This is a genomic window from Aeribacillus sp. FSL K6-3256 (assembly GCF_037965805.1).
Classification (GTDB): Bacteria; Bacillota; Bacilli; order Bacillales; family Aeribacillaceae; genus Aeribacillus; species Aeribacillus composti.
The window spans coordinates 3,182,820-3,202,267 of sequence record NZ_CP150188.1; the positions used below are offsets into that span (position 1 = coordinate 3,182,820).

General features: G+C 37.2%; 16 protein-coding genes. 4 read left to right on the forward strand and 12 right to left on the reverse strand.

The window, feature by feature from the left end:
- Window positions 1–6: 6 nt before the first annotated feature.
- The gene (locus NSQ84_RS15350; RefSeq protein ID WP_066248045.1) at window positions 7–855 is read right to left on the reverse strand and encodes an ABC transporter ATP-binding protein; all 849 of its coding nucleotides are present in this window, start codon (window positions 853–855) and stop codon (window positions 7–9) included.
- Window positions 856–2,012: 1,157 nt separating this feature from the next.
- On the opposite strand from NSQ84_RS15350, the gene NSQ84_RS15355 reads away from it, so the two are divergent.
- The 4 genes from NSQ84_RS15355 to NSQ84_RS15370 all read left to right on the forward strand — a co-directional run bounded on the left by NSQ84_RS15355 (window position 2,013) and on the right by NSQ84_RS15370 (window position 7,303).
- The gene (locus NSQ84_RS15355) at window positions 2,013–3,629 is read left to right on the forward strand and encodes an alpha-glucoside-specific PTS transporter subunit IIBC (RefSeq protein ID WP_066250752.1); all 1,617 of its coding nucleotides are present in this window, start codon (window positions 2,013–2,015) and stop codon (window positions 3,627–3,629) included.
- 188 nt (window positions 3,630–3,817) lie between these two features.
- Window positions 3,818–5,176, forward strand: a complete 1,359-nt coding sequence (locus NSQ84_RS15360; RefSeq protein WP_327874081.1) for a 6-phospho-alpha-glucosidase — start codon at window positions 3,818–3,820, stop codon at window positions 5,174–5,176.
- A gap of 308 nt (window positions 5,177–5,484) precedes the next feature.
- Window positions 5,485–6,276 (forward strand): MurR/RpiR family transcriptional regulator, encoded by a 792-nt coding sequence (locus NSQ84_RS15365; protein WP_094244504.1) that lies wholly within the window; start codon window positions 5,485–5,487, stop codon window positions 6,274–6,276.
- A gap of 526 nt (window positions 6,277–6,802) precedes the next feature.
- Window positions 6,803–7,303, forward strand: a complete 501-nt coding sequence (locus tag NSQ84_RS15370) for a PTS glucose transporter subunit IIA (protein WP_144598524.1) — start codon at window positions 6,803–6,805, stop codon at window positions 7,301–7,303.
- Window positions 7,304–8,064: 761 nt separating this feature from the next.
- Here NSQ84_RS15370 and NSQ84_RS15375 read toward each other — a convergent pair.
- The 11 genes from NSQ84_RS15375 to essC form a co-directional block, all read right to left on the reverse strand.
- Window positions 8,065–8,304 carry a hypothetical protein gene (locus tag NSQ84_RS15375; RefSeq protein WP_130157206.1) on the reverse strand — a complete coding sequence of 80 codons (240 nt, stop codon included), beginning with the start codon at window positions 8,302–8,304 and terminating at the stop codon, window positions 8,065–8,067.
- Between the two features lie 67 nt (window positions 8,305–8,371).
- Window positions 8,372–8,998, reverse strand: coding sequence for a hypothetical protein (locus NSQ84_RS15380; RefSeq protein WP_327873752.1), 627 nt, complete (start codon window positions 8,996–8,998; stop codon window positions 8,372–8,374).
- Between the two features lie 402 nt (window positions 8,999–9,400).
- The gene (locus tag NSQ84_RS15385) at window positions 9,401–10,042 is read right to left on the reverse strand and encodes a hypothetical protein (RefSeq protein WP_066251020.1); all 642 of its coding nucleotides are present in this window, start codon (window positions 10,040–10,042) and stop codon (window positions 9,401–9,403) included.
- The gene (locus NSQ84_RS15390; protein WP_327873495.1) at window positions 10,039–10,761 is read right to left on the reverse strand and encodes a TNT domain-containing protein; all 723 of its coding nucleotides are present in this window, start codon (window positions 10,759–10,761) and stop codon (window positions 10,039–10,041) included. The genes NSQ84_RS15385 and NSQ84_RS15390 overlap by 4 nt, the downstream gene beginning before the upstream one ends.
- Before the next feature lie 54 nt (window positions 10,762–10,815).
- Window positions 10,816–11,220, reverse strand: coding sequence for a hypothetical protein (locus tag NSQ84_RS15395; protein ID WP_063389154.1), 405 nt, complete (start codon window positions 11,218–11,220; stop codon window positions 10,816–10,818).
- 17 nt (window positions 11,221–11,237) lie between these two features.
- Window positions 11,238–13,139, reverse strand: coding sequence for a hypothetical protein (locus NSQ84_RS15400; protein ID WP_327873494.1), 1,902 nt, complete (start codon window positions 13,137–13,139; stop codon window positions 11,238–11,240).
- A 4-nt stretch (window positions 13,140–13,143) separates the two neighbouring features.
- On the reverse strand, window positions 13,144–13,473 hold the full coding sequence (locus tag NSQ84_RS15405; protein WP_066249523.1) for a hypothetical protein: 330 nt from the start codon (window positions 13,471–13,473) through the stop codon (window positions 13,144–13,146).
- The gene (locus NSQ84_RS15410; RefSeq protein ID WP_066249519.1) at window positions 13,466–14,170 is read right to left on the reverse strand and encodes a DUF5081 family protein; all 705 of its coding nucleotides are present in this window, start codon (window positions 14,168–14,170) and stop codon (window positions 13,466–13,468) included. The genes NSQ84_RS15405 and NSQ84_RS15410 overlap by 8 nt, the downstream gene beginning before the upstream one ends.
- Window positions 14,167–14,466, reverse strand: a complete 300-nt coding sequence (locus NSQ84_RS15415) for a WXG100 family type VII secretion target (RefSeq protein WP_066249517.1) — start codon at window positions 14,464–14,466, stop codon at window positions 14,167–14,169. Before NSQ84_RS15415 ends, NSQ84_RS15410 begins: the two co-directional genes overlap by 4 nt.
- On the reverse strand, window positions 14,453–14,845 hold the full coding sequence (locus tag NSQ84_RS15420) for a hypothetical protein (RefSeq protein ID WP_066249513.1): 393 nt from the start codon (window positions 14,843–14,845) through the stop codon (window positions 14,453–14,455). Before NSQ84_RS15420 ends, NSQ84_RS15415 begins: the two co-directional genes overlap by 14 nt.
- Complete coding sequence (essC, locus tag NSQ84_RS15425; RefSeq protein ID WP_327873493.1) at window positions 14,838–19,373, reverse strand: type VII secretion protein EssC; 4,536 nt, start codon at window positions 19,371–19,373, stop codon at window positions 14,838–14,840. The genes NSQ84_RS15420 and essC overlap by 8 nt, the downstream gene beginning before the upstream one ends.
- Window positions 19,374–19,448: the final 75 nt, after the last annotated feature.

The following is a 19,448-nucleotide window of genomic DNA, read 5'->3' on the forward strand; positions in this document are numbered from 1 at the left end:
TAAATTTCACTCCCTGTTAGTTAGTAAGAGACTAAGTTCTTCCATTGAAATCTTTTTAGAGCTAAGGTCCTTTGGCAATTCCATTTTATTTGATACAAGTATTCTAGAATAAGAACCATAGTCCCTTTTTGCAACAACTATATTTCTATTTAGTAAAGATAATCGTTCCTTTTTGATATCAACAATTGCAAATTTTTCAAGAATCTTGTCCTTTCTCTCATTTAATAAAATTTCACCATTTTTGATAAAAACAATATGACTAGCAATTTTCTCAATATCACTCATAATATGAGAAGAAAGTAATATCCCACCACTACTCTCTCTCACAAAGCTTTTTAACTCACCTAAGACTTGTTCTCTTGATGAGGGATCAAGCCCTCCTGTTGCCTCATCTAGTAATAGTAGTTTTGCATTATGTGACAGTGCAACAGCTATAGAAAGTTTCATTGACATCCCACGAGAAAATTTATATATTTGTTTATCTTCGGGGAGAGAAAAAGAATTAACCAATCGGAAAAAATCATCTTGATTCCAAGTATTAAATATTCTCAAAAAAACTTTATTTAGTTGTTTGATTGTTAGGTGCGCCGGTAAATTCATAGCATCGAACACAACTCCAATTTTTTCCTTCATCTTAGGCTGTTTATGTATATTTTCTTTGCCAAAGATTTTAATTCTACCTGAATCCTGAGAAACTAGACCTAGTATTGTTTTAAATGTAGTAGATTTACCTGCACCATTATCACCAATAAAGCCAACTATTGATCCTGACGGAACATTGAATGTAACATTTTTTAAAACAACTTTATTGCCATATCGCTTTGTAATATTTTGAACATCTAATAAGTACGACATTTTCTCACTCCAACATATTATCTTAGTATATATATGTATTCTACTTACACCCGTTAAATCATTTATTTTTTCAAAAATTATCTTTCTATTCAGAATAATAATGTAGAATAATACATTTTAAAAGGGGCTTTTGAATCGTTTTGTTTTTTTATTAGGTCTAAGAGCCTATGTTTTTACTTATTTTTGTTTGTACATCCAAGGTTATGAAAATAATATAGGAGAGAATAAATAGTATTTTTCCATTGATTGATGTTAAATTAATAGATGGATACTACCTTAACACTACATTAAATAAAAAAAATTTATAGAAAAATAACAAGTATCATTTACTTAATGATTAGTGTCGAACTCGATTCATCAGAAAAATGTAAGTGTAGTACTTCTTCTAGGTCCTTTTCGGTTAATTTTTCTAATATTTGTATTACGTCAAATAAATTCGTCCCATTGAAATGATAACGTGTGAATTGATTTGCAATAAATTGAGGCGAATTAATAGACCTTAAAAAGCAACCAATTTCCTTATTTATTACACGTTGTGCATTATCTCTTTTTATCGGATCCCTTTTAAATCTAGAAACCGTTTCATATACAGTATTAATAACTTCTTGAGGCTCTTTACTTTCCCCACTAATTATGGAGTAACCAAAATTCCCCTCAATTCCGCCGGAACCTTAACATCCCCAACCCCTTCCATGGCGAATCCTATTTGCCGGTCAGGGTTCGCATTTTTCAGATTTGCTATGGCGTTGTCTACGAATCGGCCGACTTTAGGCGCACCGTTTGCTGCGCCGGTTTTCAAATGCTGCAGTATTTCTAATTCATTAGCCTCCTACTCGATGTTTAGGGAAGCTAAAGCTACATAGTGAATAACCGTGAGAAAGAAATTTTATATGTTTTTCCAGTTTGAAAAGTTCGTGAAATTTTTCAAACTGTGGGAAAATGTTCAAATGGAAAGGATAAGTCCCGACATCTTGCCAAGTTATTGTTAAAAATTAGATTTTAATATAACTTAATTGTAAGCGCTGACAATTTATAGTTGCAACTATAAGCACCTTGACATTTTTGCTATGGCAATCATCTTTTGCATGAAATAACAGATCCCACAAATTACTTCTTAAGTATTGTTATTTAATTGCTAGAAAAGGAGTGGATCAAGGATGATGCAAAAATTCCAACGGTTCGGTGGGGCGATGTTTGTGCCAGTATTATTATTCCCATTTGCGGGGATACTTGTAGGTCTCACAATTTTATTTAAAAACGGGGATATTATGGGTTCTTTGGCTGATCCAGATGGAGCATGGTATAAATTCTGGACGGTAATAGAGGAAGGTGGATGGACAGTATTTAATCAAATCCCGTTGCTTTTTGTTGCCGGCATCCCTATTGGATTAGCGAAAAAAGCACACGCGAGAGCTGTTTTAGCAGCACTCGTAACCTATTTAACTTTCAATTATTTTGTAAACGCTATTTTAACGATTTGGGGGGAAAATTTTGGTGTCGATTTTAGCGAAGAAGTTGGAGGAGTGAGCGGGTTAACGGAAATTGCCGGTATTAAAACTTTAGATACAAATATTATCGGTGCGATTGTTATTTCTTCCATTGTTGTTTTAATCCACAATCATTATTTTGACAAAAAACTACCAGATTTCCTAGGTATCTTCCAAGGAACATCCTTTGTTGTCATTGTTTGTTTTTTTGCTATATTGCCTCTTGCCTTGCTTACCTCGTGGGGATGGCCGATAATTCAGAACGGAATTGCTTCTTTACAAGGGTTTTTGGCTTCCTCTGATGTATTAGGGGTTTGGTTGTATACATTCCTTGAAAGAATCTTAATTCCAACGGGGCTGCACCATTTTATATACGGTCCTTTTATCTACGGCCCGGCAGTTGTTGATGGCGGAATTGCAAAATATTGGATGGAGCATTTATCAGAATATGCAACAAGTGCTCATTCATTAAAAGAAATGTTCCCGGAAGGCGGTTTTGCTTTGCATGGTATGTCCAAAATTTTTGGAATCCCTGGCATTGCATTAGCGATATACGTAACAGCAAAACCTGAGAAAAAGAAAATCGTATCAGGTATGTTGATTGCAGCAACTTTAACATCTGTTGTAGCTGGGATCACAGAACCGATAGAGTTCACATTTTTATTTGTTGCTCCTCTTCTATTTGCTGTACATGCATTTTTAGCAGCTTCTATGGCTGCGGTGATGTATGCGTTTGGTGCAGTTGGTAATATGGGTGGTGGATTGCTAGAAATTGCCAGCTCCAACTGGATTCCGTTATTCAAATACCATACTTCCACTTATATCACTCAGTGGATAATTGGATTGGCATTTACGGTTATCTATTTTTTCATGTTTCGTTATTTAATTGTAAAGCTAAATGTAGCTACCCCAGGTCGTGAAGCAGATGACCAAAAAGAAGTAAAACTGTATACAAAAGCAGACTACAAAGCTAAAAAGCAAGCAGAAAATAAAAATAGTGCAAATAAAGAAAATGCTTATTTTGTTCAAGCTAGTGAATTTTTAGAAGCTCTAGGCGGATCTTCTAATATTGCCGATGTAACAAACTGTGCTACAAGACTCCGCGTAACAGTAGTAGATGAATCAAAAATAGCGCCTGATAGCCGATTTAGATCAGCTGGAGCCCACGGAATTGTTAAGAATGGGAAAGCAATTCAAGTGATAGTCGGTTTATCGGTTCCACAAGTAAGGGAACAATTTGAGAATTTATTGAGTGATTCTAGCAAAAAACAATATAAAGAAAACTGAAAGGCTCCACATTTACTTGCAAATTCTAAAATGTTGTTTATTTGACAAGCGGGAAAATTCCCTTCTTATGGGAAATAGAACTGAACTTGAGATAGCGACCAGAATGGTTAAGGAATATTGTTTTCATACAAATGAATTGTTATAACTTGGATGAAAGAGGATATTGCATTAAAGGAGGAAACCTAAAAATGAAAAAATTCTCGGTATTAATTGCAGGCGGGGGAAGTACTTTTACTCCAGGGATTGTTTTGATGTTATTAGATAATTTATATAAGTTTCCAATTAGAAAATTAAAACTTTATGATAATGATGAGGAACGTCAAGCAACAATTGCAGGAGCTTGCGAAATAATTCTCAAAGAAAGAGCTCCGGAAATAGAATTTTTGGCAACAACAAATCCTGAAGAAGCCTTTACAGATGTTGATTTTGTCATGGCGCATATTCGTGTAGGAAAATATGCAATGCGTGAATTAGATGAAAAAATACCTTTGAAACATGGTGTAGTTGGTCAAGAAACATGCGGGCCAGGCGGAATTGCATATGGAATGCGTTCTATTGGAGGAGTATTAGAATTAATTGATTATATGGAAAAATACTCTCCGGATGCATGGATGTTAAACTATTCCAATCCAGCAGCTATTGTTGCTGAAGCTACCCGTCGTTTGCGGCCAAATTCCAAAATATTAAACATTTGCGACATGCCTATTGGAATTGAAATGCGCATGGCACAAATTTTAGGTTTAAATGATCGTAAAGAAATGAATGTCCGTTATTTTGGATTAAACCATTTTGGCTGGTGGACAGAAATCCGTGATAAAGATGGAAATGATTTAATGCCAAAACTAAAAGAACATGTAGCTAAACATGGATATAATGTACCAAATAGCGCAGATAACCAGCATGTAGATCAAAGTTGGAATGAAACATTCTTAAAGGCGCGTGATGTATATGCATTAGATCCAAATACATTGCCGAATACGTATTTGCAATACTACTTCTTCCCAGATTATGTTGTGGAGCATTCTAATCCTGAATATACAAGAGCCAATGAGGTAATGGAAGGCCGTGAAAAATTTGTTTTCGGCGAATGTAGAAAAATAATTGAAAATCAATCGACAGAAGGCAGTAAACTTCATATAGATGAACATGCAGCATATATTGTAGATTTAGCACGTGCCATTGCATATAACACTCATGAAAGAATGTTATTAATTGTCGAAAATAAAGGATCAATTATTAATCTTGATCCAACTGCAATGGTGGAAATTCCTTGTATTGTTGGAAGTAATGGTCCAGAGCCATTATCGATAGGAGAAATTCCACAATTCCAAAAAGGATTAATGGAACAACAAGTATCAGTTGAAAAATTGGTTGTTGAGGCGTGGGTTACCCGTTCTTACCAAAAATTATGGCAAGCAATAACATTATCCAAAACAGTACCAAGTGCAAAAGTTGCTAAAGAAATATTGGATGATTTAATTGAAGCAAATAAAGATTTCTGGCCTGAACTTCATAAAGATGATGTGGTAGTGAGCGAATCTTTTTAAGATGATCGATTTTATCAAATAAAAAGTACAAAAGGGTAACAATCTTTTGTACTTTTTTTGTTTCACTCCTCCTTCTGTTAATGAATAATTATTTTTTGCCAAGCAGCAGACTTACACCTTTTTTTCCTTTAAACTAAGTATTGTAGTGTTCTGGCATTACATTTGGCTGCTTCCGAAGGAATGTAAAGGATAATAATCCAGTACAGTTCCATATAGTTCTGCCAGCGAATTTATTCGCAGTTAACGGCACGGCCATTTGGAGATGACAAGAGCAAACATAAATTATTTATTGAAGGAGGGGATATGGCTTGAGATTAGAAGAACTTATTAATAAACATTATAAAAAATTAAATGAGACAGATTTACACATCTTAAAGTACATTATGAATAATAAAAATACTTGTTATTCGTTAGGGATTAATAATCTAGCTGAAAAATGCAATGTTTCCCGCTCTTCAATATTGCGGTTGGCACAGAAATTGGAATTTAGTGGATATAGTGAATTCCGAGTGTTCTTAAAATGGCAAGGTCGAGAGGATCCGGTAGAAGAAAAAAGCGGTGTAGAAATTTTGCAGGAAGATCTTCATGAAACAATCAAATATATTCAAACCAAAGATTTTTCGGATGTTTGTGAATTGATATATAATGCCAATCAAGTATTTGTTTTTGGGACGGGCACTGCACAATTACATTGTGCATTAGAGTTGCAAAGAATGTTTCTGCCGCTTCAAAAGTATTTGAATGTTATCCACTCCCAATTGGAGTTTGAAATAATTGTAAAGGATTTGCAGAAAAACGATGTTGTGATCATTTTTTCTTTATCAGGGGATACACCAACAATTTTTCCTGCAGTGCAAAATTTAGTTGCCAAAGGAATTCCTTTTATCTCTATAACAAATTTAGTAAATAATCGTTTGGCTAGAATGACTCCGTATAATTTATATGCCAGAAGTTCAAATCTCGCAAGCCATAACGGAACAAAATTGAAAACATTTGCCCCTTTTTTTATTATTGGAGAAGCTATTTTTAGCCATTATGTTGACTACCTGAAAGAGAAAAAAGAAACAATTGAAAGGGCGGGAAAAGATGAAGACGCATAATACAACGTGCCAACAAAAACATTCGAATGATTCCCCTTCCATATTACAAAGTTTGCGCATTTTTAAAATATCGGTCATCTTTTTTATACGTCCCATTTCTCTTTCTTAGTTATTTATATATAATGTCGCTGCAGGCAAACCAACCTTTTTTTGCTCAAGTAAAAGAGGATCCTTTTATTAAAATTTGTTTGTGTTTGCCATGTTAAATCTTTTTTTGGTGTATTGACAAGAATGGTGTTGTCAGATTTATAAAACAGATCCAGTTAGAAATAGGAAGGTTGGCGATTTCATTATTGCTGGTTGAAATATATTTGGCAGTATGTTGCTTCTTTTAGCTATTAGCAAATACCGGAAAGCACATAAAGAATTAATAAAAAATAGTACGTTGAACCGGAAGGAAAAAGGAGCAAATTTAAGATTTGTCGGAAGTACCATTATTGTTGGATTGCTGTCTGTTCTTTGTCTTGTCTTTATTATTAAAATACAATTTTCATAAAATTATTATAGATAGAAAGAAGGAATTAGTATGTTAAAAAAAATATTTGCGAAAAATCCCAAAACTATTATAGAAGAAATTTTTTCACCTATGTATGGCGAAGTAATTTCATTATCAGAAGTACCGGATCCCGTGTTTGCCCAAAAGATGATGGGGGATGGGATAGCGGTTATTCCTAAAGACGGAAAGGTGGTGTCCCCTGTAAAAGGACAAATTATTCAAGTATTTCCTACTAAGCACGCAATAGGTATTCGAACAAAACATGGGTTAGAAATATTAATTCACGTTGGACTAGATACGGTTGAATTAAATGGTGAAGGTTATGAAGTAACTGTGAGTGAAGGGCAAAAAGTAAAAATTGGAGATCCCATAATGAATGTTGATATAGAATTTATTGAAAAAAATAATAAAGAAATCGTAACGCCAATTATTATTACAAATAGCGCTGAAAAGACTGAGAAAATAGTTGTGCGGGAAGCTGGTGAAATACAAAGGGGAGAGTATATATTGAAATGCTATGTTGTAAATTAGGGCAATTTCATCCTAACATCCGAAATACCGCGAAAAATTTTGCGAATCCCCTAGATGATGCACATTCTTACCAAGCATTTGTGCATTTTCCAAATATATTTCTGTAAAATGATGCAAGGTATTTTCTGCAAGAAGAAAATTCAGAGTGTCGCAGTATATCTTTATCAAAATTTTGTATAAATATACATATATGTGATCTATCCATCAAGGGCTTGACATGGATCTTCTGTAGCCATGATTCTTTAGCCAAGCGCCAGCTTCAACAGTTTTGGCAAAACCAAAAAAGGTTATCATGGCTCCTCCTCCATGTAAAGCTCCTTTGCATATCACTGCATAAGGATTTTGCAATTCTCTGCACTTTTATTTTCAAAAAACAAACCTATTGTAATTAAGTTTATTATAATCTCCCTGTTCTCCGTGTCTAATTTTTAGACTAACATCAATTTTATGTTTCTATTACTTAAATACCTTATTGTTCTTAGCTAATATTATATATCCTAAAATAACAGCTTTTCTGTTCTAAGCCTTTTTATAAAGTTATCAAGGGCATCACTTTCATTATTAAATATTACTTCCGAACCTGTTACAATATTGGATCTTTATTATCATGGATAACATAAAAAGGATTCAAAAACCCCTCTTCTCTGAACCATTTATTACGGTCAAATTTAATTTCCATTAACTATTAATTTTATTTCATCGACATGGAATAGCTTAGAAGCTTTGGATAAGAAGTGCGGTCAAATTAAAATGTTTATTTTCTATCTACCTATTTTTCCCATCGTTATCATATATAAAAATTTGAAAATTTGATTCTCATTTCCCCTCTCGATAATTGAAAAATTTTGTCTTTCATCCACATTATATAAGATCCAATTATCACCTTCAAAGTAGCAACCTGTTGAAAATGGTACATTGGTTTTTCTACCAATAACAATATTCAATTCTTCCAAATCTATGCCTAACTCTTTTATTTTATTTTCATATTCAGTTCGTGTCATTTTTTACCAACCTCCTTTATTTTGTAATATACCGATATCCTCTAAAGCTTTCACATTTATTGGAGTGTTAATTTGTTTCGCACCACCCGTAGTTATTTTCCCATGGAGCTGCTTCCCCCATAACACCATATATTGAGTCTATTTCTTTTTCTTTACACAAAGCTACCAATTCAGGATTTGATTGAAAAGCTTTATATTGAGAATACCAATTGGCAATAACATTTTCAGTAATATGAGGATTATTTGTTCCAATCTTTATATTTAATTTATCAATAATAGAATTGATTTTGTTAACAGAATATTCTGGATGGTCAATACTAAAATTTTTAATAGCATCTATTGCATCTTTATAGTACGTTTTATCAAAATAATAGGTGTTCCTCGCATACTCATTTTCAATATAACAAATAGAACGTTCACTTTGTGTACTATGATAACTATTTTCTACCACACCTAAATTGTTGCCAAAAGGACTTCCAATTCTATCTAATTCACTTGGAATTAATATTTCTCCAGTTTCTTTATTAAATACACCAATTGCAGTATCTTTATTCAAACCTGGAAAACTTGGCCAGTCAATATCTGGCCATTCTCCCCAATTAGAATAATCAGCATTTTTTATCACTCTAACATCATTTAAAACATTAAAATTTATTTTTTGTTCCGGTGTTAACTTATTAAAGTTAGCTTTCATAATTTCAATCTTTTCAGCATTAGATAACGTTTCATCACACCAAACATTATCTCTGAGATATTTATTGAAATTATCTTGTGCCTCTTTCCCTATACCTTCAAATGATTCACAAACATATTTTTCTAATTTAGGATCTATAGTACTTTCGCCTTTTCCCGTACCCTTAATGTTATATTCGAAGCCATCGTTGTTAACTTTATTCCCCCCAACATTTTTTACAAAGAAGTGCTATTTTTCAAAGTCTTTCGTTGCTCATTCCGTCATCAACCCTTAGACCGATTGGGACCGGCCCATGTCGAGATACCGCGATAATAAAGAAAAAGCTGAGGTTCTATGAATTAAGACTTCATATTTTAGTGTTTATGATAAATTAAATCAGTTTCGTAACTATCACCGCTGTAATTATTTTTTTAAATACAATCTCTTTAATTCTTCTGTTTCTTCTTTCTTTAATTTTAAATTGTAATGTGAAATGATCTTTTTCATTAAGGAGTCAAATTGCTTTAAATAAAAGCCATAATTATAAATTATCACAAATGCACTTGTCAATCTTTTGTTTCGGACAATTGGGATTATATTATTCTCAAGAGACAAGTAAAAAACATCACAACGATCGTCATTTATTTTATCAATATTTATTTTTCCAATTTCTTTTCTATACAAAGAAAAATAATTTTTCCCTATATGATCTTCAAGGATTTTATTTGCTTTATTTACATCTTCTCCTATATTTCGCAGCATTTTTCTTACGCTATTACTTGGTTTATCTTGATTAAAGTAACTATACACAACTATATAAAATGCCAATTGGCCAAATTCCGAATCGGCATATTGTCCAATCAAAAATTCTTTATTTCTTTGGACTTCATATAATCTCATTTTTTTGTTGACAATATCAGTTTTACATCTTATAGACATATCGAAATACACATTGTCTTTATCATAATTTTTTTGATAGACAGAAACTTCTTTTAACGATTGGTTATCATTTTCAACGATAAAAAGATTAGGATCCTTCTTTAAGAGTTCAAGCACATTCATCATGGACTCCACTTCCTTACAGAAACAAGTTCAATTAAATCTTCTTCAATTAATTCATTAATTGTATAAGGTTTCCCATTTTCATGGTATTTTACAAATTGTGTTCCCCCGCCTGGTCTGCCAAACCAAGGCGCAGCTTTACCAGATTTAACACTAAAGTCTTCCAATACTCTATAAACGTAATAGTTTGCTTCGTCACTATGCAATGCGAGCGCTCTCTCTTCATACGGAACACCCTTTGGAGAAAAGAAGCCTCCAGTTGGTTCTCCATATCTATCTATTAACATTCCTTCTTTCAGGATTGTGTCAACCGGTTCTTCTGCGAATCCATCATTTGGAGGCCATATTACTTCTCCAGTTTCTTGATTATAATATTTTGGATTATCATATACATCTTTATATTTAAGGTACTTTTCCTCACTGGGTGGATACATCCATTTTTCAATTTTCGCTTTATCACCTGGACTTAAACCTTTTGAATTATCTTTAATTTCTTTTATGTCCTCCAAATTCACCCCATCGACCTTGCTCAAGTATGCCCGGATTTTATTCTCCACCGCATGCGTATTTTCCGCCGGAACCTTAACATCCCCAACCCCTTCCATGGCGAATCCCATTTGCCGGTCAGGGATCGCATTTTTCAGATTTGTTATGGCGTTGTCTACGAATCGGCCGACTTTAGGCGCACCGTTTGCTGCGCCGATTTTCAAATGCTGCGGCACTTCTAATTCATTAACCTCCTACTCGATGTTTAGTAAATTCCCACCTTGTGAAAATCAGAGTATGATTGATTTCTTATGTGTTATAGTTTTAACCCTACTTTTTGGCACCCAATCCATAAATGTATCTCGATCTTTTCTGTCTAGATCTAACTCAACTCCTATTGCAACATCAGATGTAGCAACAAGATATTCATTAACATTTTCATTTAATATTTGCACCTCTAGTCCATCAATCACTCCAATAAGTTCTATTTCATAAATATCTTCTATCTCATTCTGTTCAACTTCATTAATATACACTCTAGGGAGATTACTAATGTCATAATTATCTGGATATTTTTTTTCTTTAAACCCCTTATCTAAATCTGTTGCATTATAGCTAATTAACCTAACTTTATTCTCTATTAATCTAGCCTTATAGTCCTCACCTTTATATTTGGCATATAATCCTTTTTTCAAAATAATCCCTCCAGTAATTATTTTATCGGAACAAATCTACCAACGTCTTCGTCATATATAGCGCGTAAAAATTCTTCTCCATTGATTACTTCATACAATTCAGCCCCATCTTTTGGAGCAAAGTAACCTTTAAATTTCCATTCAGGAACTATTTCTCCGTTTCTTGAAGCTGTAAATCCATTCTGTGTACATGGTGGTTCGTCAAAGACTGTACCTCCCATTCTTTTTCCATAAGGAATTTCAATACTCCCTATGTGTTCAGTCTTAAATAAGATTTTTCCATAGGAATTTCTGTTTTCTGGAAAAGGTCGTACTACCCTATCATCATTAACATAACTATAATCTAGTCTTAAGGACTCGACAACATGTGCGTAATCTTTTATATGACTTACATCTTCTGCTTTTGCAAAATAACCACCAATTTCTTTATATTCTCCATTGAGGTATTTTTCGATATCACTAGCTGGAAACGTTTTTTGTAAAAGAGTATCTTGATTAACTTTCGGCACAGAATCCCTAATATTCTTCATAAATATTAATTCTTTCTCATCCATCTCATATATTGGTTTTACTTTCATTTTATTAAACTGTTCAATTGTTATATTAAATTTTTTTAGTTGTTTAATTATTTGCTTTGCAAATCCATTACTACAACTTAAAATAACTCTGTTATTAACATCAATACCAGCATTTACATTATCCCAAAATTGTTGATATCTTTTTGCATCTTCTTCATTCATTAATTTTGCAAAAGAATCCGGAATGTTTACCTTGTCTTCCTCTTCGCCCGGCAGCCCCATCTTCCGGTCCGATATGATGTCGCGCTCATTTTTCACGGCATTTTCTTCTGCCCTGCTTGCTTTTACGGCACTGTCGTCCGCACGGTTCTTAAGCCGAGCCGTGATTTCCTTCGCCCATGCTTTCGCATTTCGAATGCGGGCAACGATGTCTTTTTCAGCATGGACAACTATGTCGGAGGCACGTTGTGATTTTTGCTGGAAGCCCGTTTTTAACCCCGTTAATAATTGAAGATCACTTGCTTCTCTTAGAGGTGAAAAGCGGGCGGCGCTGCTGAATCTAGAAAGCGCGCTGACGCCAGGGACGATATCCAATGGAGCGAGGACACCACGGAATACTCTTTCGCCTGTTCCCAGTTCCCTCCCTGAAATCCAGTCTTTTCCGGAAACGGCCGAGCTTAATTCCAGTGTACCATAGGCCATGCCCAATGCCATCCCTGCTGGCGGACAAATAAATGAGACGCCGACAATCACGACGAGCGCCGCTATTTGCCCCCAGAATTCTTTGTTCATTTGCCCGTCTTTGATCGATTCATACTGAAAGGCGTAGGAATTCAATGCATTCTTTATGTATTCTTTTTCCGAAAAGTCCTGGTGGGGATTCAGTTCTTTCCATGAGGCGTATTCCCGTTCCATCAGCCTGGCATAGTAGTTGCTGCCGCTGAACAGATCTTCTAGTCCGACCTCGGCTTTTGGCACTTCGATCGTCTCTTGTGTGCCATAAGTTCCTGGAACGACGATTATTTCTTTAACACCGATGTGGTTTTTCGTCTTGATCTCTGATATCGATAAGTTGCGCATCGCTTCGACAAAAGCATCGATATCTTGATAAAACGGCTCATCGATCGTACGGTCGACAATATCTCCGACACGGCCGCTAAAGCGGTGCAGGACGAGATAATCTTCATATAATTGTTGATATTGGCTTTTGCGGTCCGTGTGGGTGAAAGAGATGACACCGTCGCTATCATATTTGGCGATGTCTGATTGGGCGTCTTCCAAAAGATCACTGATATCTTTTAAGTTGTCGATCATGCCTTTTCCCCATGCACCGAGGCCGATCAGATCGCCAATGCCTTTCTTGGTCCTTTCCCATTCGGAAGGTATATATTTGACATCCATCCGATTATACCTCCAATTTTGCTATAATCTGTTCCGCAATTTGTTGGTCCACTTCCATCATGGTTAATAAAATGTCCATTACTAACGTTGCTGCACGACTGTAATGATCGTACAAATCCATGATCTTTTCATTCGCTTCATCGTATACAGCCATCGCTTTCATCGCTTTGCCCGCCGTATAGTAATCAAGGCTGCTTAGTTTTTTTATATTGGGAATTGCCGTTTCCTCTAATTCCGAAAGAATTCTGTTCAAATAATTAAAAACAGTCGTGATTTCATCCGGATTGACATCAATGGTGCCGGATCCTCCTCCGCCCATATTCGCGTTAGCCATGCGCTTTTGCCTCCTTATAAGGAAATTCCAATTCGTCAAAGAGCAGTTTCAGAAACCAATATTGGCTTGCATGGTAGTATTTCTTTTGTGGGATATCCACCATAATCAGATTTTGATCTTTCGTAAAAATCATCCACTGCTGATAGAATTTCGGATTGTCAGGCTCCATCGGCCGTTCAGTCATATGAAAGAATTCAAGATTCATAAACATTTTTTCCGGTTCAAAACTTTCTACTTCTCGCCTTTCTTCATGGGTTAGTTCACGCTTTAAAAAAGTTTTTTCAAGCGGCGCCGGTTCTCTTGACATTAACGGAAACTGTTCGCTTAGCAATTTGAGAACAAAAGCTTTGGCCATGATCCTTAATTGGTATAAGTTATTTTCTAGTTCCACCAAAACGATCAGCTTGTCATTTGTTTTCTCGAAGAAAGCAAACATTAAATTATTAATTCGCACATATTTTTCACTTTGAGCATAATGTTCCAGTGCTTGAATGACCAAGGCCCCCGCCTCTGTGATTTTGCCGGCAGAATCTAATATTTGTTTTTCTTTTAAGCGTTCGTGAGCTTCTTTAAAAACTTCTTCTCCCTTTAATTGGTAAATTTGTTTATCCGGGAGGCCGAATATCGTATTGCATCCAAAAGCCGCAGCCAACAAATATAATTCCGGTACGTTAAAAGCATCGCGAGCAACGTTCATAAGTTTCTCACTTCTTTAACTGATGGATCGTTCAAAAAGTCATGGAAATAACTTTCCAAATTATTCAGGGCTTTTGTCTGTTTCGCTGCAGCCTTTTCCATCTCTTGATGATATTTGTGTATAATCTCGAGATAGGTAAGAAATGCGTCTCGTGATTTTCCACTCCACCCCGCCGAGTGAATATAGGAAATTAATTGGCTGCATGTGTTCTTCGTGTTTCTAATCGACTCTTCAAGCGCTTTTGCCGTTTCTTTCGCTTCATTTACTTTGGCACCGTTGATTTTAACGCTTCCCATATAACCGCTCCATCCTTTCTTTCCGTTCTCTTTCCTCTCTTTCCGCTCTCTCCCTCGCTTCTTTAATGGCTAAGTTTTTATAGTAAATGTATCTTTCGTATGCCTTATTTTTGGCGGACACAAGAGAGCTTCTTTTCTGCTTTTCCAGTTGGAAATATTTATTCAGCTTCTGATTGAGTTCTTGCCGCTTAGGTTCAAAGTCGTTTGATGGAATGTCTGAGCTGGATAAATGAGCTGCTGTTCCTACATAGCTTTCGTAGATTCCTTCTGCTTCCGAAACATTTTGATCATAATCCGAAAGTGCATCATGAAGTTTTTCGTAAAGCTTATGGTAATCATCTCTTTTTTTCTCCGTCGCCGTTTTGAACCAATCAAACATGTTCGCTCACTTCCTCCTTTGTACGATATGGCGCGGCGATTTTAATTTTTACCGCTTTTCCATATCGGATATAATAAGCTTCGTAAGGCGGCAGGTTCTTTTCCTTATACGGCCGATTCATCACTTCCAAAATATTTTGGTCGGCAACCCTGCCAATCAACACACCCGTTTTTTGTTTTTTGATCATAGTGGAAATGTCATCATACATTCTTTCAATTCTTCCCGGGATTCCGCCAATAATGAAATAGATTCCAAGCCTTGCTCCCGTTTCCATCAGCTTTGCAAGCGTTGACTGCGACAGCGCCGACATCGTTTCAACGACAAAGGAGGCATCGGTGATTAAAACAACGAGCGGACGGATTTGGTTCTTAAAATCGCGTATGGTCGCTCGCCCGTTTGTTTCCAACTGGATTTGGCGAAATGCGTCTTCCCTTGCCTCGTATAGTTCTTGAATTTTGGCTACAAACAAATCCATCGAAGCTCCATTATCCGCATACAAATTGACATGGTTTTGATACAATTGGAATGCTGCTGCAGCATTATCCAACAAACCGACATCAATATGCTCATTGAGCGAAATGCTGGATAGAAGAGTTAAATACGTTTGTTCCACTGCATCAGCCATTTCTCCTAAAATTAATGTATTTTGGTCTTCAACAACCTGTAGTGCTACAGGCTCTACTTCTTCAAAATCCACCGCAAATGGAATGCCTCCTGACGCCAACATATCTTTTGCCTTCGGATGTTTAATGAATACAGAAAATTCAACCACTTCTGGAACCATTGGAATTGGAGCCGGCGTTTTGCCTTTCCACGCTTCACGCATACCTTTGCTCTCCGTTTGGATTCCCTCAATGATTTGCAGCGTATCTTCGCCTTTTACAGGCAAAGCTGTTTGAAAAGCAGTTGGCTGATCCAATTTGATTAGGCCGCGGCCTGGTATTTCCTCAATCGATAAATCCGTTCTCCCTACAATATTGCGAACTTCTGTAGCATCTATCATAAACAAGGCAATCTGATGTTTAATATTGGCGAGGAGAGGCGCTCTTAACGCGCTTTGCCTTCCTGCGCTGATGGCAAGATGTATACCGACGCTGACGCCTTCCCTTGCAACTTGCGCGACCATATTCTCAAAATCATCCTTATAAGAAGAGTCTAAAACGGAATCATACGTATCGATTATGAGTAGAATCGCCGGAACGTTTTCGCCGATTGCCTTTTCGTACATGCGAATGTTGGCAACTCCGTATTTACTTAATTTCTGCTTGCGCTCCTTCATCTCGTTTCGTAAGCGGCGAATAAGCTTAGCCATTTTCACTTCGTCATCTGCCATAATGGTGTCGGCGACATGGGGCAAATCTTTCAATGGCAACAAACCGTTAGTTCCTAAATCGATTAAATACATATGAACTCTTTCGGGGTTATACTGTCTGGCAATATCCACTGCCAAAGTCTGCAAATAGGTTGATTTCCCATAGCCTGGGCTGGAATAAACAGCTAAATGTCCATCCTTCTCCAAATTCAAGGTTAATGGCTTTTGCTCTTGCATTTCCGGCAAATCTAAAAAGCCGATGGTCGCTTCAAGCCCTTGCTTCTCTTGATACCAAGCTTCTGTATATTCTACTTGATGCAGCTCCGTTAAATAGATCTTCTCTTCTAACGGCGGCAGCCACGGTCTTGGCAATTCTTCCACACCGATTTTTTCAGCGTAGGCGTTGATCCAGTCGACGACAGCTTCGAGTTCAGTCGGGACTTTTACTATTTCTTTGCGGTTGGAAAGGCCGCTTAAATCCTGAGAAATCGGCTCATATTGGCCAAGCTCGTTAATCGCGTAAATCGTCGTGTCCAAAAGGTCTTGGTCCTCCTGATCCGGAACATAATTTGCGCCGCTCCATGCGCTTTGAAATAGTTCGTAAATTTCATTGTTGCCGACTTGCAGGTAGGCGCGTCCCGGCAAGGTGATTTCAGCGGCGTCCGGTGTTTTTAAAATTTCCATCGAGTCGCTTGTATTTTGGACTTTGAGTGCCAGTTTAAATTTCGAGTTGGACCAAATTTGATCGTCGACAACCCCGCTCGGTTTTTGCGTTGCCAATATCAGATGGATGCCGAGCGAACGACCGATGCGGGCGGTCGAGACAAGTTCTTTCATGAAATCCGGCTGCTCCGCTTTCAGTTCGGCAAATTCGTCTGAGATCAGGAATAAATGCGGCATCGGCTCTTTCGCTTCGCCCGTTTTATATAACTTCTGGTATTGGTTGATATGGTTGACGTTATGCTCTCCAAACAAGCGCTGGCGCTTCTTTAGTTCGGCTTTGATCGAGGCAAGCGCGCGCATCGACTGGACACCGTCAAGGTTTGTGATGGTGCCGAGCAGGTGCGGCAGCTTCCGGAACAGATTCGCCATCCCGCCGCCTTTATAGTCGATCAGCAAAAATGCAACTTCATGCGGATGGAAATTAACGGCAAGCGAGAGAATATAAGATTGAATGATTTCAGATTTCCCCGAACCCGTCGTCCCGGCGATCAGCCCGTGCGGTCCGTGCGCTTTTTCATGGAGGTTCAACTGGACAATATCCTCTTTTCCCCGCAGTCCGATCGGTACTGCCAGGCTTTTATATGTTTCGTTTCGTGCCCAGCGTTCTTCAATCCCGAGCTCCTCAACCTTTTCCACGCCGTACATTTCAAGGAAAGTCACGCTTTCCGGAATGGAATTTTTCAAGTTTTGCAGGTGGTTTAAAGGAGCCAAAGCACGGGAAATGTCTTCTTTGTTAAAACCGTCCGGGAAGTGATCTGGAACAAACCGTTTGTTTACCAATTCGCCGTTTTCGATAATGATGTTGCCATAGTGGGCATCGCGTATATCAATCACCGTTTTTACATGCTCAGGCAATGACTGCATGACATCTTCCACAAACACGAGCGAAACACCAAGTTCGATTGGATCTTCATTAAAAAACTCCATGATCGTATGGTCTAAAATCAGCTTTTCATCTGTAATAAAAATGACAAAATGCGGTGAAAAATAGATATTCTCATTTTTGTTCGCTTTCTCATCAGTTGTTAATTTTCTTTCTTTTAAAATTTGAGAGAGCGAATTGAGAACTTGGTCGCGAGATCGCTCGTGGTATATAAAACCTCTAATATTTAAATCACGCAAACTGGCATGCGGCAGCCAGCGCATCCAAGCCCATTGTTGCTTTTCTTCCTCCGGGAATATCGTCACAAATTGAACATCGTGATAACTGTGAAATAAGGCTGCTTGCATGACGAGCATTTGCAGCTGTTCCAACACAAGACGGCGCTGACCGATATATCCCACAGGCCCATTTAACAAGGACGTTACAATCGGAACATCATGCAATTTTAAAAATTGTGATCGAAGGCTGCGCGCCTCCTCGACCAGTTCATCTTTATCCTGTGTAAATTCTTCCATGCTGAATTCGATGTCAAAGCTGGCATCCACTGTCCCTGTTCCAACGCGATACATTAAAAAGTCATGGTGAAACCTCGTCTTTTCGTAAATCCGCGAGTCCACCCTTAAGGCCATATCACGGATTTGCTCCACACTTGGGTAGTGATAGTTTAAGGCATGGCGCTGTTCTTCACTTGCTTGATACAATTCATGTGTTTTTTGCTTCAAATAATCCCGGTAGCTCTCCTCCCGTTCTTTCATATCCAATCGATATTGCCGCAAGCTTTTCACATAAGAGGTGATGGAAAAAATAACTGTGACAATCGTCATAGACAGCATCACAATTAAATAAATGCCGCTTCGCTGAAAAAAGGAAACGAGTACGAAGGCTGCAATCATGACTAGCGGCGGAACAATGACACGGGCAAGTTGTTCACTCGGTTTGCTTGGCTTGCTGGATGGTTTAGCAATTTTCCGTTTATCTTCCGGAACACGGTAAATAATGCGCGGTGAACGGTGATAATCAGGATAATCCGCGTTATACTTGCTTTGTGCGCTATATAATGGCACCAATTTAGATATATAGGGTTCGGAGGCCAATATCTCCAAACGATCTCTGGTCACTCTGACCATTACACCGGCAAAAAAAAGCTCATCCCCCGCTTCAATCTTCACTTCTTCTCCATCCACAAATGTATAGTTATGATAGACAGTGCCCTGATAGACAGCCATTTGAAAAGAGTCTCCCAATTGATCACGGAACAATACGAAATCAATAGCAGTATTGGGAATCTGCACATCATCATACGTATTTTTGCCAAAGGTAATGTTCAATTTATTGGAAATATCATAGTAGTGCCAATCATTATGCTCCGTAAGGTATATTTCCAGCGGAATATTGTTTATCTGTAATGAAATGGCACCATTTATCAATGATTTATTTTCAACCTTGCATGTTTCACCATCCCAATCCACCCAAATGGTGTCGGATAAACCGCGAAAGGTAATAGTGTCAGACCATTGGCCGCCGATTGATACTCTTTTCGGTTCATGGTCATGTAAATGGCATTTATGCAATTGTTTATCATAACTCACCAGTAATAATCGTTGTGCCATCTCTTTCTCCCTCTCTACATGCAATTAAGAAAGACGCATGCCTTTTTTTCCAGTAAGCGAAATGATTGGGGTACA

Excerpts from the sequence above, each read along its gene's own strand:
- NSQ84_RS15350 (WP_066248045.1), bottom strand. The coding sequence starts at position 855 with ATGTCGTACTTATTAGATGTTCAAAATATTACAAAGCGATATGGCAAT.
- NSQ84_RS15355 (WP_066250752.1), top strand. The coding sequence starts at position 2,013 with ATGATGCAAAAATTCCAACGGTTCGGTGGGGCGATGTTTGTGCCAGTA.
- NSQ84_RS15360 (WP_327874081.1), top strand. The coding sequence starts at position 3,818 with ATGAAAAAATTCTCGGTATTAATTGCAGGCGGGGGAAGTACTTTTACT.
- NSQ84_RS15370 (WP_144598524.1), top strand. The coding sequence starts at position 6,803 with ATGTTAAAAAAAATATTTGCGAAAAATCCCAAAACTATTATAGAAGAA.
- NSQ84_RS15375 (WP_130157206.1), bottom strand. The coding sequence starts at position 8,304 with ATGACACGAACTGAATATGAAAATAAAATAAAAGAGTTAGGCATAGAT.
- NSQ84_RS15380 (WP_327873752.1), bottom strand. The coding sequence starts at position 8,998 with ATGAAAGCTAACTTTAATAAGTTAACACCGGAACAAAAAATAAATTTT.
- NSQ84_RS15385 (WP_066251020.1), bottom strand. The coding sequence starts at position 10,042 with ATGATGAATGTGCTTGAACTCTTAAAGAAGGATCCTAATCTTTTTATC.
- NSQ84_RS15400 (WP_327873494.1), bottom strand. The coding sequence starts at position 13,139 with ATGGATGTCAAATATATACCTTCCGAATGGGAAAGGACCAAGAAAGGC.
- NSQ84_RS15405 (WP_066249523.1), bottom strand. The coding sequence starts at position 13,473 with ATGGCTAACGCGAATATGGGCGGAGGAGGATCCGGCACCATTGATGTC.
- NSQ84_RS15410 (WP_066249519.1), bottom strand. The coding sequence starts at position 14,170 with ATGAACGTTGCTCGCGATGCTTTTAACGTACCGGAATTATATTTGTTG.
- NSQ84_RS15415 (WP_066249517.1), bottom strand. The coding sequence starts at position 14,466 with ATGGGAAGCGTTAAAATCAACGGTGCCAAAGTAAATGAAGCGAAAGAA.
- NSQ84_RS15420 (WP_066249513.1), bottom strand. The coding sequence starts at position 14,845 with ATGTTTGATTGGTTCAAAACGGCGACGGAGAAAAAAAGAGATGATTAC.
- essC (WP_327873493.1), bottom strand. The coding sequence starts at position 19,373 with ATGGCACAACGATTATTACTGGTGAGTTATGATAAACAATTGCATAAA.